This window comes from Photobacterium phosphoreum (assembly GCF_002954725.1).
In the GTDB taxonomy this organism is placed as follows: domain Bacteria; phylum Pseudomonadota; class Gammaproteobacteria; order Enterobacterales; family Vibrionaceae; genus Photobacterium; species Photobacterium phosphoreum.
On the sequence record NZ_MSCQ01000001.1, the window covers coordinates 2,428,091 to 2,444,055 of the forward strand.

Annotated in this window: 13 protein-coding genes; 4 read left to right on the forward strand and 9 right to left on the reverse strand. The window is 43.1% G+C overall.

The genetic code is table 11. The features are described 5' to 3' along the window. Nucleotides 1-17: 17 nt before the first annotated feature. The 3 genes from rapZ to mgtE all read left to right on the forward strand — a co-directional run bounded on the left by rapZ (nt 18) and on the right by mgtE (nt 2,799). Nucleotides 18-869, forward strand: coding sequence for an RNase adapter RapZ (gene rapZ, locus BTO21_RS10675; protein ID WP_045030089.1), 852 nt, complete (start codon nt 18-20; stop codon nt 867-869). Beyond that, a complete protein-coding gene (locus BTO21_RS10680; protein WP_045030087.1) occupies nt 866-1,138 on the forward strand; it encodes an HPr family phosphocarrier protein in 273 nt (90 codons plus the stop codon). The genes rapZ and BTO21_RS10680 overlap by 4 nt, the downstream gene beginning before the upstream one ends. Nucleotides 1,139-1,437: 299 nt before the next feature. Further along, complete coding sequence (gene mgtE / locus BTO21_RS10685) at nt 1,438-2,799, forward strand: magnesium transporter (RefSeq protein ID WP_045030085.1); 1,362 nt, start codon at nt 1,438-1,440, stop codon at nt 2,797-2,799. Nucleotides 2,800-2,887: 88 nt separating this feature from the next. On the opposite strand, the gene pmbA is transcribed toward mgtE, so the two are convergent. Continuing rightward, nucleotides 2,888-4,231, reverse strand: a complete 1,344-nt coding sequence (gene pmbA, locus BTO21_RS10690) for a metalloprotease PmbA (protein WP_045030083.1) — start codon at nt 4,229-4,231, stop codon at nt 2,888-2,890. A gap of 114 nt (nt 4,232-4,345) precedes the next feature. On the opposite strand from pmbA, the gene yjgA reads away from it, so the two are divergent. Beyond that, a complete protein-coding gene (gene yjgA / locus BTO21_RS10695; protein ID WP_045030081.1) occupies nt 4,346-4,870 on the forward strand; it encodes a ribosome biogenesis factor YjgA in 525 nt (174 codons plus the stop codon). Between the two features lie 103 nt (nt 4,871-4,973). Here the strand turns inward: yjgA and tldD are convergent, their stop codons facing one another. The 8 genes from tldD to BTO21_RS10735 form a co-directional block, all read right to left on the reverse strand. Next, nucleotides 4,974-6,422, reverse strand: a complete 1,449-nt coding sequence (tldD, locus tag BTO21_RS10700; protein WP_105026796.1) for a metalloprotease TldD — start codon at nt 6,420-6,422, stop codon at nt 4,974-4,976. A gap of 14 nt (nt 6,423-6,436) precedes the next feature. Continuing rightward, entirely contained in the window at nt 6,437-7,258 is an 822-nt protein-coding gene (locus BTO21_RS10705) for a carbon-nitrogen hydrolase family protein (protein ID WP_045030079.1), read from the reverse strand. 64 nt (nt 7,259-7,322) lie between these two features. Next, nucleotides 7,323-11,213: a YhdP family protein gene (locus BTO21_RS10710; RefSeq protein ID WP_045030077.1), complete on the reverse strand. Its 3,891-nt coding sequence runs from the start codon at nt 11,211-11,213 to the stop codon at nt 7,323-7,325. A 22-nt stretch (nt 11,214-11,235) separates the two neighbouring features. Further along, the gene (gene rng / locus BTO21_RS10715; RefSeq protein ID WP_045030075.1) at nt 11,236-12,705 is read right to left on the reverse strand and encodes a ribonuclease G; all 1,470 of its coding nucleotides are present in this window, start codon (nt 12,703-12,705) and stop codon (nt 11,236-11,238) included. A gap of 12 nt (nt 12,706-12,717) precedes the next feature. Next, nucleotides 12,718-13,290 carry a Maf family protein gene (locus tag BTO21_RS10720; protein WP_045030072.1) on the reverse strand — a complete coding sequence of 191 codons (573 nt, stop codon included), beginning with the start codon at nt 13,288-13,290 and terminating at the stop codon, nt 12,718-12,720. A gap of 144 nt (nt 13,291-13,434) precedes the next feature. Then, a complete protein-coding gene (gene mreD / locus BTO21_RS10725; protein WP_045030070.1) occupies nt 13,435-13,923 on the reverse strand; it encodes a rod shape-determining protein MreD in 489 nt (162 codons plus the stop codon). Next, nucleotides 13,910-14,869, reverse strand: coding sequence for a rod shape-determining protein MreC (mreC, locus tag BTO21_RS10730; protein ID WP_045030068.1), 960 nt, complete (start codon nt 14,867-14,869; stop codon nt 13,910-13,912). The genes mreD and mreC overlap by 14 nt, the downstream gene beginning before the upstream one ends. 40 nt (nt 14,870-14,909) lie before the next feature. After that, nucleotides 14,910-15,953, reverse strand: a complete 1,044-nt coding sequence (locus BTO21_RS10735; RefSeq protein WP_045030067.1) for a rod shape-determining protein — start codon at nt 15,951-15,953, stop codon at nt 14,910-14,912. Nucleotides 15,954-15,965: the final 12 nt, after the last annotated feature.

Below are 15,965 nucleotides of genomic sequence, written 5' to 3' on the forward strand. Positions count from 1 at the left end.
AAAAAGGTAGCTAAACCATGAGGTTAATGGTTGTTAGTGGCCGTTCAGGTTCTGGTAAATCCGTCGCATTACGCGTACTAGAAGATTTAGGTTATTACTGTGTTGATAACCTTCCAGTACACCTGCTGCCACAATTTGTAAATGATATCGCAGATAGCGAACAAGATATTGCCGTTAGTATTGATATTCGTAACATGCCCCCCCATCAGGGTGAACTAGAAGCCATTTTTAAAAATTTAGCCAGTGATGTTGATATCAACGTTATTTTTCTCGATGCTGATGATAAAGAACTGGTTAAACGCTACAGTGAAACCCGTCGTTTACACCCACTTTCTCGCCACAATATGAGCTTAGAGCAGGCTATTCAATCAGAAAGCCTGTTGCTTAGCGATCTTAAAGAACATGCCGATCTTGTCATTGATACGACTAACCGTTCAATTCATGACTTAAGTGAAACCGTGCGTGCTCGAGTGCTTGGTCGAGAAGCGCGTGAACTAATCTTAGTATTTGAATCATTTGGTTTTAAACATGGTCTTCCTTCTGATGCTGACTATGTGTTTGATGTCCGTTTCTTACCTAATCCACATTGGGTACCAGAGCTCAAGCCTCAAACTGGCCTTGATCAGCCCGTCAAAGATTTTTTAGCCGCTCACGCTGAAGTAAATAAACTTAACTATCAATTGCGTAATTTTCTTGAAACTTGGCTGCCGATGCTAGAAAAGAATAATCGCAGTTATGTTACTGTCGCGATTGGTTGTACCGGTGGACAACACCGTTCAGTCTACATTGCCCAGCAACTGGCCGATTATTTTACCCAGCAAGGTCAACAAGTGCAGATACGTCACCGCACGCTGGAAAATTATAAATGACCACCCAACGCGAGTTATTTATTCGTAATCGGCTCGGGCTTCATGCTCGAGCTGCCATTAAATTGGTCGAGTTAGCGCAAAGCTTTAACGCTGTTATTACCATTACTAATGGTGATAACAGCGCAACAGCTGATAGCGTAATGGGGTTACTGATGCTTGATTCAGCACAAGGACAAAAAATCATGGTCAGTGCTCAAGGCCAAGATGCTCAATCTGCATTAATGGCCGTTGCAAACTTAATTGAAGCAGGGTTTGATGAAGACAATTAATCGACTACATATAATCGGCTATATATCTGACCATCGACTCTTTGTTGTAAATTAGGTGTTATTTCTCACTATAATCAGTGTTATCGAATAGACTCATTTGTCATTAAATACGCTTTTTAGGCGTTATTCGATAGAGAAAAAGCCTAAAATCTAAATAGATAATCATAGTGATCATGCGTATCGCCCATACTTAACCGCTTTATAAACGAATTAAATCGCAATCAGCAGGAGACAAAGGCTAACTGATTACGTTAAAATTCAGCTTATTGCGCCATCAAATATAAGTGGGCCTAATACCTATGGCGGATGTATTAGAACAAGATCAAACCCATCACACACTCCAAGAAGTCAACAAAGCGCTTGAAAATGGCATGTTTGTCCATGTTCGCCGGTTACTCCAAGATATGGAGCCGGAGGATATTGCTCATCTGTTAGAAGCCTCACCCCCGAAAGAACGTCAAGTCTTATGGCAATTGACGGATCCGGAAGAACAAGGTGAAATTCTTGATGAACTTTCTGAAGATGTAAAAGATGGCATCGTCTCGCAAATGGAGCCAGAAAAACTGGCGGCCGTTACCGAAGGCATGGAAAGCGATGATGTCGCGTACGTACTTCGTAGCCTCTCTGATGAGCGTTACCAAGAAGTATTGGCACAAATGGATGCCAACGATCGTCATCGTATCGAAGAAGCACTCGCCTATCCGGAAGATACTGCCGGTGGCATGATGAGTACCGATTTTATCACTATTCGTGGTGACGTAACTGCCGATGTGGTATTACGTTATTTACGCATGCGTGGTGAACTTCCAGAAGCAACCGATTCACTATATGTTGTTGATAATGAACAAATTTTAATTGGTCACTTATCACTATCAACCTTGATCACCACTCAACCTGATATCGAAATTAAAGATGTCATGCAAGATGCTGATGAAGCGATTGCCGTTGATATGGCAGACAGTGAAATAGCCAATATCTTTGAACGTCGAAATTGGATATCAGCCCCTGTTGTTGATACTAATAATCACCTTGTCGGTCGTATTACTATCGATGACGTGGTTGACTTGATCCGTGAAGAAGCAGAACACTCGATGATGTCCATGGCAGGTATGGATGATGACGAAGATACTTTTGCACCCGTATTAAAATCAGCCAAAAGCCGAAGTATTTGGCTTGGGGTTAATGTCCTGACAGCTTTAGCTGCAGCATCTGTTTCCAATATGTTTGAACACACTTTACAACAGATGGCGACCGTCGCGGTATTAATGACAATCGTGCCCTCAATGGGTGGTGTTGCGGGTAACCAAACCGTTGCACTGGTTATTCGTGGTCTGGCTGTCGGCCATATCGGTGAGAGCAACACCCGCTGGCTACTGAGCAAAGAAGCCCGCGTCGGTTTAATTAACGGCGTAGTTTGGGCGTTAATTATCGGTCTGGTGGTCTTTATTTGGAAAGGCAGCTTGATACTTAGCGTGATTATGGCAGGAGCGATGTTAGCTAACCTGTTTATTGCGGGTGTCGCTGGAGTATTAATTCCAATTGGACTTAAAAAACTCAAGATAGACCCAGCACTTGCAGGCGGTATGGCACTCACAACCTGTACTGATATTGTCGGTTTAATGGTGTTCTTAGGTCTAGCAACGATCTTTATCACACCTTAATAAATACTAATTGCACCGTTTAAAAAAGCCCGAATCAAACGCTTGATTCGGGCTTTTTATTGCGTATAAATAGCAGTGTTAAAAATAATTATTCGCCAGCAATTTTCATTGAATCTAACAACATTGATCCAGTTAGGATCTGACTGCGAGTTTCAGTATCACTACCAATCGCAACAATGTTTTGCATCATATCTTTAAGATTACCTGCAATGGTAATTTCAGAAACAGGGTATTGAATTTGACCATTCTCAACCCAGAAGCCAGCAGCACCACGCGAGTAATCGCCAGTGATAATGTTAACCCCTTGACCCATCAATTCAGTCACCAACAACCCACGATCCATCTTTTTCAGCATTTGCTCAAAGCTTTCGCCAGTTGATGACACCATCCAGTTGTGAATACCACCAGCATGACCCGTTGGCTGCATCTTCATCTTACGCGCGGCATAACTGGTTAATAGATATGTTTGCAGTGCACCGCCAGTGATGATCTCACGATCAAAGGTCGCTAAACCTTCACTATCAAACGGTGTACTTGCCATACCCCGTAAAATATGTGGACGCTCACTGATGTTTAACCACTCAGGGAAAATTTGTTCGCCAAGCTTATCAAGTAAGAACGACGATTTACGGTATAAGTTAGCACCGCTGATCCCCATCACTAAATGACCAAACAATCCAGTCGCAACATCCGCTGCAAACATCACTGGTGCTTCACGGGTAGTAAGTTTTTGCGGATCAATACGGCTAACGGTACGCTCTGCCGCATGGCGACCGACACGTTCAGGGGTCCACATATCAGACGCTAAACGTGACGTCGTATAACTATAATCACGTTCCATATTGCCGTTTTTGCCTTCACTGATCACACAGCAACTGATGCTATGACGACTAGAAGCATAACTGGCTAGCATACCGTGACTATTACCGTAAACACGTACACCATAGTGACTGTCGTAACTCGCACCGTCACTTTGTTTCACGCGCGGATCAAACGCCAGTGCCGCTTCTTCAGCAGCAATTGCAATGGCGGCAGCACGATCAGGTTCAGGCTCATCAGGATGAAATAAGTCTAAATCAGGAATATTACGCGCCATCAACTCCGCTGGGCCGGGGCCAGCAAACGGATCTTCAGAGGTGTAATTTGCAATGTCTAAAGCGGCAGCAACCGTTTGGGCAATCGCCGCTTCGCTTAAATCTGATGTCGATGCACTGCCTTTACGATTACCGCGATACACAGTAATGCCTAATGCACCATCGCTATTAAATTCAACATTTTCAACTTCACACATGCGAGTTGAAACACTGATACCTGTTGTTTTGTTAATGGCTACTTCGGCTGCATCAGCCTGTTTACCAGCAACTTCAAGCGCTTTTGCTACTGCAGCTTCAAGTTCAACGCGCTGATGAGCAACCTGTTCTCTTACGTCCATACAATCACTTAAGGTTAGGGTTTAGCTTATTAGTTATAGAATAATGTAATTTACGCCCAAAATCGTTATTAAACTGATAAAATAGAACTATTGATACAATGAGTGAGCCCATTTATGAGCCGTAAAAACAAGAAAGCCCCTTGGGATGAAGAAGAAGAAATCATCTGGGTAAGTAAGTCCGAGATGAAACGTGACATGGAAGAGTTGCAAAAAATTGGCGAAGCGTTAGTTGAATTAACACCCAACGCACTCGCAAAAGTGCCATTAGATGAAGAAATGATGGCCGCAATTAAAGACGCGCAACGCTTTAGTAAAGAAGCGCGTCGTCGTCAATTGCAGTTTATTGGTAAGCAGATGCGTCATATGGATCTCGACCCAATTCAAGCCGCACTCGACAAATTAAATAATAAGCACTCCCAACATACTGTTGCCCTTAAGAAGCTTGAAATTAAACGTGACAAGCTCGTTGAGAATGGTGACAGCATGCTAAATGCTATTTTGGTTGATCATCCTGATGCTGATCGCCAACACCTACGCCAATTGATGCGTCAAGCAGCAAAAGAAAAGGCGCAGGAAAAACCAGGCAAGGCCAACCGTGAGATTTTTCAATATTTGAAATCTCTTTACCTTGCTGATTAATCGCTTCGATTAATGTACATACGAACAAAAAATGCCAGCATCTCTGCTGGCATTTTTATTTAAACAACGGCGGTAATCGCTACAGTGACAGAGTCACTGATAGTTATTCCGTACCACCAACGGTCATTGAATCAATCTTCAGTGTCGGTTGACCCACGCCTACAGGCACGCTCTGACCCGCTTTACCACACACACCAACCCCACGGTCGATATCAAGATCATTACCGACCATAGACACCTGCTGCATCGCTTCAATACCGCTACCGATTAAGGTCGCACCTTTAATTGGACGGGTTACTTTACCGTTCTCAATTAAATAAGCTTCTGAGGCAGAGAACACAAATTTACCCGAGGTAATATCAACCTGACCACCACCAAAGTTTGGCGCATAGATACCATTTTTAACACTAGCAATGATTTCTTCAGGAGTATGTTCACCCGGTAACATGTATGTATTGGTCATACGTGGCATCGGTAAATGGGCATAAGATTCACGACGACCATTACCTGTCGGTGCCACACCCATTAAACGTGCATTGAGCTTATCTTGCATATAGCCTTTAAGCTTACCACCTTCAACCAGTACATTGTGCTGACCCGGAGTGCCTTCATCATCAATGTTAATTGAACCACGACGATTAATCAGCGTTCCATCATCAACAATAGTACACAGTGAAGATGTAACCTGCTGCCCAATTTGTCCGGCAAACATTGATGAACCTTTACGGTTAAAATCACCTTCTAAACCGTGACCAACCGCTTCATGTAATAATACACCCGGCCAACCAGCACCCAATACAATCGGCATAGTGCCAGCAGGTGCAGCATCCGCTTCAAGGTTAACTAATGCTTGGCGAATGGCTTCATCAGCAAAAAAGATCGCTTGGCTTTTACCGCTTGAATCTTCCGTTAAAAACGTTTCATAACCATAACGACCACCGCCGCCAGCACTACCACGCTCACGCTTATCGCCTTTCTCAACCAAGACCGTAACCGACAACCGCACTAATGGGCGTATATCTGCCGCATAGGTGCCGTCTAATGCCGCCACTAATACTTCTTCGTAAACACCATTAATACTGGCAGACACTTCAGTAACCAGTGGCTCTTTAGTACGAATGTAGCGATCGATTTCTTCAAGCAAGGCAATCTTTTGGTATTTATCAAAACTACCTAATGGATTGCTCGGTGAATAAATGCCAGACGATGCCATCGGTGCAAATGTCTGAACCTTACCATTACCACCTTGACGTACAATCCCGCGTGCCGCTTTCGCACTTTGGGTTAATGCTAATAAGTTAATTTGATCCGAGTAAGCAAAACCGGTTTTCTCACCCGCAACAGCACGAACACCAACACCGCGATCAATGTTAAACGAGCCATCTTTAATAATGCTATCTTCTAACACTAACGACTCATGCCAGCATGATTGAAAATAGATATCAGCATAATCAACATCACGAGTAGCAATTAAGCCAAGGATCTTATGCAATTCATCACGACCAAGACCGGACTGGTCTAGCATGGTACTTTCTACTGTGTTAAGGGTCATTAATTTGCTCTTAATTATTGAATATGACTGAATACCAATCGGGCATGATCAGCCACTGGCATATTGGTGCGAATCTTATGTGCTAATTGTAAATCAACATTCGCTGTCAGAACACCCGTTCCTTGTTGTTGGCAAGCAACCACTTGCCCCCATGGATCAACGATCATTGAGTGACCCCAGGTTTCTCGAGTTTCATTGTGCTCGCCCCACTGGGCAGCTGCAACCACCCAACACTGAGTTTCAATAGCGCGGGCACGAACGAGTACTTCCCAATGAGCTCGTCCAGTTAACTTGGTAAATGCTGCAGGAATCACTATTATATCAGCACCTTGCTGACGTAACTCGCCATAAAGTTGCGGAAAACGAATGTCATAACAAATTGATAATCCAAGTTTACCAAAAGGTGTCTCTATCACTTTTATGTCATCGCCAGCTTTAAAGGTATCAGATTCTCGGTAACTCTGATGTTTATCCGCGACATTAACATCAAACATATGCATTTTATTATAATGCGCTTGAATTTTACCCTGATCATCAAATAACACCGCCGTGGTGGTGATGCTACCATCAGCATGTAGGATTGGCATTGAGCCTATCAATAACCACACCCCTAATTGTTGCGAATACTGGGATAATTGTTGCTGTAATGGGCCATCACCGAGAGGTTCAGCCCAACGTTGGTAATCGACTTTACTGCCAAAAACGATCGTATTTTCAGGGGTCACAATTAATTTCGCCCCTTGTAGCTGTAACCCTTGCATAAACTTTTTTAATTGGTTCAGGTTACGCTCAGGATCAGTGCCTGAGTTCATTTGTACTACACCAATCTTGCTCATGGCTATCTCCCTGAACTATATATGAAATAAATCACATTCATTGCGATACCACCAAAGTGACAGCTTAAAACTTACTGTTCTCTGGTATTTTATATTCGCCTTCTAAGCGTGAGCGCTCAACCACTTTTGGCGAGTCTATCGGCCCCGTCACTTGATAATTCACCTGCGTAATCACATCAAGCACGGGTGATAATACGGTTGAGATCGCCAACACATACAATGCAACTTGCGGGGCCACGGCAAAGGCCGTCATCACGGGCAATCCTGAAGTAAAATCAGGAATAAATTTAACGTTAGCATTAATTTTTTCGTCAATCAGATTCACTTTACCGTTGATGAACATATCACCGGCTAACGCTTGCATTTTAATATTATTACTATCAAAAATACCGTCTTTGATAGTGCCGTTACCACGAATATAATTAAAGGCTAAACCGTTATCAAATATTCCAGAAAAATCGAGTTTCATTTTTCGAATAATAGAATCGAGACTAAATAAACCTAATAATCGCCCTGCACCACCGACACCACTGACAACCCCTTTACCAATATCTGTCGTCACTTTGCCATTTAATGTCGTGCGATCAATATTCCAAGGGCTACCTTGCCAATCAATCATGACATGAGTATTAAACGGTGCATCTTGAACACCACCTGAGATCCCAAACCGATCGAGTAAATCAGTACTATTAGTACCACTGATCATAACATCGAGCTTAGTGTGATTACGCGGTTGACGCAGACTCCAGTCACCTGATGCCGTTAACTTCACATTACCAGATTTGATTTTAAACTGCTGCAACTGCAAACGCTGATTATTCTTCGTTAACGTTGCTGTTACCGCCCCTAAGCGATAACCTTGTAACCATGCATCTGCAATCGATAAGTCAATCGCAGGTATCGCTGCCATGATGCTGCGATCGTTTGCGGTAACTAAGGTTGATGGCGGTTGGGTGGTTAATATTGGGGTTAATAATGCGCTAGGTGGCTGCGGCTCTAATTGCGGTAAATTAAGATGTAATGATTTTAAAATGACATTCAATGGCTGATTCTTAACCCATGAAATATAGCCACTCGCCTCACGTGATGCCAATTTTATCGACCAGCCTAATCCGCGTGTTGCTACCGTATCAACTTGATGCCAAGTAAGACCGCCTAAGGTTAACTTACCAATCTTCGCTATCACGCGGGTTGGTAAAGGTAATGAAAATGCCGCTGTCTGAGTCGTTGTCCCTGACGATAATGAAGCATGGTTATCCGTTAATTGTTTTACTACTGCCAGCCATTGATCAGCATTAAATTGACGACTATTAATCTGTACTTGTTGACCTTGTAACGGCTGGGCTAATAATCTCCTTTCACCTATCGTAAGGTTACTGGCGATAATTTTAGGTGTTTTTGTCAGCAATGATACCTGTGCTTGATAACTAACATCAGGTAATAAAGCTTGAGCATACAACTGGGTTTTATTGCCATTAACGCTGACTGTTAGCGCTGTAGCAGTATCTTGAGGTTGCTGCAATGGATAAGGTAATTGAGTACTGATATGGGTTAATGGGATTGTAACTCCAACGTTATAATCAAACCTACTCGGTTTAATATTAACCCCAACATGAGCCTTCCAATCACTGCTTCCACTAATATTTGTTAATAATGCTGGCGGTAAAAAAGCGTTTAATTTAGCTAATTGCCATTGTCCACCAACACTGACATTGACTTTATAATCGGCTGACTTGTTAACGTTGTTACCATCAAATCCAAACTGAATGGGCTGTTGATATAACAATCCTGTTAGCCCTTGGGCGTTAATCTTATTATTATGAAAACCTAAGCTACCGTTGACATTATCTATCGCTAAATGTGGCGTTGTCAGTGTGATTGGGGTGTGTTTGAAATACACCTTACCGCTAGCATCAACCTCAGTACCATCAAACGGAATATCCAAATTAAGCCTTGCGGTAACAGGTCCAGCGACATTGATGGTCGTCAAGGCACTCCCCACCGAGCTTGCCAATGGACTATTAAGCATGTAATGACGAACTTGATCTCCCGTAGCCGCAAGATCGATGGCAAGTTTAAGGCGACCATGGGGCGTTAAGTCAGCCTCACCGACCACGTGAGAACTACGCGCACCTAATGTTTTAACATGATCAGCATCAAGGTACATTTTGTCATTTTCAAATAACAAATTGAGCTTCATATCTTGTAATAATGGCCATTTAGGATCAAAACTAAATTTTGCCTGTGTTAATGGCACAAAGGCTTGAAACACACCATCATGGTGCTGATAGGGAAAGGTATTTAATGCGCCATACCACAGAATACGCGCAGACTTAACTTTACCGCCTTTAATCGCCTTCGCTAAATAATCCGTCAAGCGATCTCCCAGCGCGGGTCGCGGTAAATAACGCCAAGTTTGACCAGCATCTACCACGTCAGCTTCACCATATAATGACAACCAAGGCGATCCCTCTCGCGGTATATCAACCCGAGCTTGTCCAGCAAAGCTTAAATCTGGTGTTGCCAGCGCAAGTTGATCACTCCATAAGGTGGTGGTTTGAGCATCCCGATGCCAATAAGCCTGAATTTGAGCTTGGTTTATTTTGAGTGGTTTAGCAAACACACGCTCATAGGCAAAACTATCGGCTGCGACATTGAGGGTGACTTTACCTTGCAGACCATCCCCTGCAACAGTGGCATTTAAATGATTGATCCCCGGGATCCATTGCCACGGTTTAACACTTAACTGTTGTACCTTAAATGAAAATCGAGGCACTTTATTGGGCTCACCAGCAACTCGAATCTGGGTCAATAACCCACTTGGCTTAAGATGCTGCACCGCATTAACCAGCGAATTGGTTGACGGCAAAAAATCAATTAATGGCAATAACCGTTGCAAAGCAATATTACTTAATGCCAGTTTCCATTGCTTTAATTGATCGTGATCCGTAAAGCTTAATTGGCCCGCGATATCAAAGGTTGGCCACGCAATATCATCGGTATAAATAGCAAATTTTTCAGTATCAATCCGCCATGTTCGTGAACCATCTGCTAATCGAATCGGTCTTAATGCCACCAGCCCCTGTTGAATATTAATTTGATGCTGCTGATTATTTTCTTGCCAGTCAATAATACTGTTATTGATCTTCGCTTTACCATTCTCAATCTGACCTTGTTTTAGTGTCAACCACGCTTCGACTCCAATCTCGCTATGGGTAATATTTGCCATTCCAGCGAGTTGTTTATTGAGCCATGGTGTGACAGAAACATGTTCACCTTTAATATACAAAGAGCCGGACAAACTATTCAGTCCGCCTTGTTCAGATATATTGGCTTTAACCGCTAATTGTCCAAGATCCGTATTAGTAAAATTAATACTTCCCTGCGCTAAATGACGCCCGTTAACATTGGCCCAATCAAGCTGTTTAATATTAAGTTGTTGCTGAAGACCTGACGGTGCAATAAAAGACACCGATGAATCGAGGAGTTGAAACTGCCCTAAGCGGGTAAAAAACAGCTGCTCTAAACGTTGGGCGACACTGGCATCAGCCCTATTTGACGCTGATGAAGACGGTTTTATTTTAGTAAGATCAAGATCAACCTGCCGAATGGTCACTTGTTTGAAAATAGGACGTAAATGCAGTGCAGACTGCCAAATATCAAAATAAAATCCAATCTGGCCAATTTCAGCCAATGGTTGCGAATGATGTGGCGCAGAGAGGGTAATACCAGATAACGTTAAAGCAGGCCCTGCAGCTTGCCAGCGTCCTTCAATATCGGTTAATTTTAAAGAAATATCCGCCTGCTGAGACACCCATTGTGCTATCGGCTGGCGGTAATCATTGAGGTGAGGAAGCAGTATCCTTAATCCGGTGATTACTGAGGCTAAGAGTAACGATATAATTACTACCAACCATAAACCACCGCGTACAAGGCGTACGAGTATCTTGGGCACTGTTACTTCCTCACTGAGTACATTACATCATTACCACATCAAATTGCTCTTGATTATAAAGAGGCTCTGGTTTGATTTTTACTTGCTTACCGATAAACACTTCTAGCTCTGCTAACGCATGATATTCATCACCCGCTAAAGCATCACCAACGGCCGATGACACATAGACCACAAACCGATCGGCATCATAGGCGCGGTTAACACGGGTGATTTCACGTAGAATTTCGTAACACACGCTCTCAACCGTTTTGACCGTACCGCGACCTTCACAAGAGGGGCAAGTGTTACATAACACATGCTCAATACTCTCACGGGTACGCTTACGGGTCATTTCAACTAACCCAAGCTGAGTAAAACCATTAACATTGGTTTTCACCCGATCAAACGACAATGCTTGCTCTAAAGCCTGTAATACGCGGCGTTGATGCTCTTCCAATGCCATATCAATAAAATCAATAATAATAATACCACCAAGGTTACGTAATCGTAATTGGCGTGCAATGACTTTAGTGGCTTCAATATTGGTATTGAAAATAGTCTCATCAAGATTACGACGACCAACAAACGCACCAGTATTAATATCAATGGTGGTCATGGCTTCGGTCTGATCAATGATTAAATAACCACCCGATTTCATTTCGACTTTACGATCAAGCGAACGCTGAATTTCAGCTTCAGTATCATAAAGATCAAAAATAGGCTGATCACCAGAATAATATTCAATATTCTCGGTAACTTCAGGCACGAACTCATCGGTAAATTCTTTGAGTTTATCAAACGCAACCCGTGAATCGACCTGAATATGGTTAATTTGAGTACCAACAAAATCACGTAAAATGCGCTGCGCTAAGCCTAACTCACCATATAACATTGAACGCGGCTTATATTTGGCACGACGTTCAATGACTTTGCGCCATAAATGCTTTAAAAATGCCGCATCTTGTGCCACTTCATCTGGATCCGTACCTTCAGCCGCAGTACGAATAATAAAGCCGCCAAGATGATCACAATGCTGCGCTACCGCTTTCTTTAATCGATCACGTTCTTTATCACATTCAATCCGCTGTGATACGCCAACATGGCTCGCACCAGGCATAAACACTAAATAACGCGATGGTAGGGTAATATCGGTGGTTAAACGTGCTCCTTTAGTGCCCAATGGATCTTTAACCACCTGCACCACGATATCTTGCCCTTGACGGACTAACTCTGAAATATCACGGACTTTAAATTGTTTCTTTTCATTTTCAGCCACACATTCCGTATGAGGAACAATGTCTGACGCATGTAAAAATGCCGCTTTATCTAAACCGATATCAACAAATGCAGCCTGCATTCCCGGTAAGACACGGCTTACACGTCCTTTATAAATATTGCCGACGATGCCTCGCTTTGATTCACGTTCAATGTGGATCTCTTGCAAAACACCTCCGTCAATCATTGCGACGCGCGTTTCACTCGGCGTCACATTTATTAGCAGCTCAGTGCCCATGGTTGCCTCTACTTATAACTTTAAAAAATCTTGTACCATGATGTCGGTTTCCACTAACGGTAACCCCATCACAGCGTAATAGCTGCCGTCGATACGGGTAACAAATTTGCCGCCTATCCCCTGAATGCCATAGCTTCCGGCTTTGTCTTGCGGTTCACCACTTTGCCAGTATTTTTTAATATCGTTATCGGACAAAGTTTTAAACCACACTTGGGTGGTGACTAAACAGGTTTGGTTGTGTGATGATGTCGCTAAGGTGACAGCGGTCATCACTTGATGTTGCCGTCCTGATAATAACCTCAGCATACGCGCAGCATCGGCAAAATCGACTGGTTTTTCTAGAATTTGTTGATCTACCACAACAATAGTATCAGCACCGAGTACTGGGATATCATTATCGGCGGCTTTTACACCCGCAAAGGCTTTATCACGTGACAAACGTTGCACATATTGCGCGGCTGTTTCTTGGGCTTGATGACATTCTTCAACATCTACCACTATACGCTCAAAGTTATAACCCAGTTGGGCCAAAAGCTCCATTCGACGTGGCGAACCAGAGGCAAGGTAAAGTTGAATAGATGACATAATTATCCTTTGTTAACTAATGCGGGATTCAAGCAATAAGCTATACCGCATTAAATAGTCGTTTATTAAATGATTTGGTAATTTTTGCACCAAAAGCACAAAGGGGGAATACCGATTGGCTTCCCCCTATAATGTTAATTGTGGCTAACGAATCGCTAATTTACGTCTAATTCGGCGCAATAATAAAAATAACCACGGCCACAAGATAAAGTTTAGTAATACCGCCCACAACTGCTGCGGATAAAAACTAATATTTGAGACTAAATATTCAGCCCAGAATTCAATTAACTTACCGGCCAAGGATAATAACGCTATCACAATTGCCTGCTGCCATAACGATAAATTACGTAAAACCCTAAAGTTAAGCGCAATAATATAGGCGATCACTGACAACATTAATCCACGCACACCTAAGGTCGAACCTAAAATCAAATCCCATAATAGACCAACCACTAATGCCGTACCGACATTAACCCGATGCGGTAACGCTAATACCCAGTAACATGTCACCAGCACTACCCATGATGGTCGAAAGGGTTCTAACTCCCCCGGCCAAGGGACGGCTTGTAACACTAACGCAAATAAAAATGATAGCCAAATCCAGATTCGACCCTGTGCTTTATTGGTTGGCATGATTCACCTTCTTCGGTGCAGGCACTACTGCATCTGTTGCTGTGGCAGAGACTGGCGGAACCAAAGGCTCAACAACAGTTGCAGGTGTTGTCTCGGCACCCGCGGGTTGAGGGCTCACTTTATTTCGATCTGTTGGCCATACTAATAACAGATAACGCAAGCGATCAAACTGTACTGTCGCCTTAGCGGTAATTTGGGCAAACGGACGTTTATTATCAAACGAGAATGATGTTACTCGCGCCACAGGATAGCCTTCAGGATAGCGACCGCCTAAGCCTGAACTGACCAATAGATCACCCTTTTTAATATCGGTGCTACTGGGTACATGTTCTAATAAAATCTGATGGTTACGCCCACCACCAGTGGCAATAACACGAATATCATTACGTACAACCTGTACTGGAATCGCATTGGTAGGATCAATTAATAATAATACGCGACTATTATGTGCCCCGACATAAGAGACCTGACCGACAATGCCTTTATCATTTATCACCGGCTGACCTTCATAAACACCATCAATACGGCCTTTATTTATCATCACTTGATAACTGTAAGGATCAGAATCAACCGCCATTACTTCTGCCACCATTTTGCGTTCATCGCGAACAAATGGAGATCCAAGTAAACTTCTTAAACGCTGGTTTTCTTGCTGTAATTGATCAAGTAATAGCATATTACTTTTCATGACTAATAAATCACGTTTTAATGCTGTATTTTCTGTCAATAAACGTTGATGAGAACTGAGTTGACCACGCAAAACATCTAACATTTCACGCGGTAAATTTGCAGCATATTGCAACGGCGCAACCGCCGAATTCAATAAATAACGAATATTGGCAAAAGCACCAAGACGACTATCGGCTAGCATTAAGCTAGCCGATAATAATATTGCAAGAAACAGGCGTAATTGCAGAGATGGACCTCTGCTAAATATAGGTTTCATATAACGCTATAACCTGTTTAGTTGGAAGCCTATGACAGTATTATTCTTCGCTGAAGAGATCACCACCATGCATATCAATCATTTCAAGCGCTTTACCGCCACCACGAGCCACACATGTTAATGGATCTTCAGCCACTACCACAGGAATGCCCGTTTCTTCAGTAAGGAGACGATCAAGATCGCGTAATAATGCACCACCGCCGGTTAACACCATGCCGCGTTCCGAAATATCAGACGCTAATTCAGGTGGACATTGCTCAAGAGCAACCATAACCGCAGATACAATCCCCGTTAACGGCTCTTGGAGTGCTTCTAAAATTTCATTGGAGTTCAGTATAAAACTACGCGGTACGCCTTCTGCAAGGTTACGACCACGAACTTCAATTTCAAGGACTTCATCGCCAGGATAAGCCGATCCAATTTCGTGCTTAATACGTTCAGCTGTTGCTTCACCAATCAAGCTGCCGTAATTACGACGCACATAGTTAATAATCGCTTCATCAAAGCGATCACCACCGATACGTACTGATGATGAGTAAACCACACCATTTAATGAGATCACCGCAACTTCAGTAGTACCACCACCGATATCGATCACCATCGAACCAGTTGCTTCTGATACTGGCATTCCAGCACCAATTGCTGCCGCCATTGGCTCATCAATTAAATACACTTCACGTGCACCCGCACCTTGAGCAGACTCTCGAATAGCACGACGCTCAACTTGAGTCGATCCACAAGGTACAGCCACTAACACACGAGGGCTTGGACGTAAGAAACTATTATCATGCACTTGCTTAATAAAGTGTTGTAACATTTTTTCTGTAACGTAAAAATCGGCAATAACGCCATCTTTCATTGGACGAATTGCGGCAATATTACCTGGCGTACGGCCAAGCATTAATTTAGCGTCATGGCCGACAGCAGCAACACTTTTGGTTGCCCCCGAGCGATCTTGACGAATAGCCACAACAGAAGGTTCATCAAGAACAATTCCTTGTCCTTTGACATAAATAAGGGTGTTGGCTGTGCCCAAGTCAATAGACAAGTCATTGGAAAACATGCCACGAAGCTTCTTAAACATAGTCTTCAGCTA

Excerpts from the sequence above, each read along its gene's own strand:
- rapZ (WP_045030089.1), top strand. The coding sequence starts at position 18 with ATGAGGTTAATGGTTGTTAGTGGCCGTTCAGGTTCTGGTAAATCCGTC.
- BTO21_RS10680 (WP_045030087.1), top strand. The coding sequence starts at position 866 with ATGACCACCCAACGCGAGTTATTTATTCGTAATCGGCTCGGGCTTCAT.
- mgtE (WP_045030085.1), top strand. The coding sequence starts at position 1,438 with ATGGCGGATGTATTAGAACAAGATCAAACCCATCACACACTCCAAGAA.
- pmbA (WP_045030083.1), bottom strand. The coding sequence starts at position 4,231 with ATGGACGTAAGAGAACAGGTTGCTCATCAGCGCGTTGAACTTGAAGCT.
- yjgA (WP_045030081.1), top strand. The coding sequence starts at position 4,346 with ATGAGCCGTAAAAACAAGAAAGCCCCTTGGGATGAAGAAGAAGAAATC.
- tldD (WP_105026796.1), bottom strand. The coding sequence starts at position 6,422 with ATGACCCTTAACACAGTAGAAAGTACCATGCTAGACCAGTCCGGTCTT.
- BTO21_RS10705 (WP_045030079.1), bottom strand. The coding sequence starts at position 7,258 with ATGAGCAAGATTGGTGTAGTACAAATGAACTCAGGCACTGATCCTGAG.
- rng (WP_045030075.1), bottom strand. The coding sequence starts at position 12,705 with ATGGGCACTGAGCTGCTAATAAATGTGACGCCGAGTGAAACGCGCGTC.
- BTO21_RS10720 (WP_045030072.1), bottom strand. The coding sequence starts at position 13,290 with ATGTCATCTATTCAACTTTACCTTGCCTCTGGTTCGCCACGTCGAATG.
- mreD (WP_045030070.1), bottom strand. The coding sequence starts at position 13,923 with ATGCCAACCAATAAAGCACAGGGTCGAATCTGGATTTGGCTATCATTT.
- mreC (WP_045030068.1), bottom strand. The coding sequence starts at position 14,869 with ATGAAACCTATATTTAGCAGAGGTCCATCTCTGCAATTACGCCTGTTT.
- BTO21_RS10735 (WP_045030067.1), bottom strand. The coding sequence starts at position 15,953 with ATGTTTAAGAAGCTTCGTGGCATGTTTTCCAATGACTTGTCTATTGAC.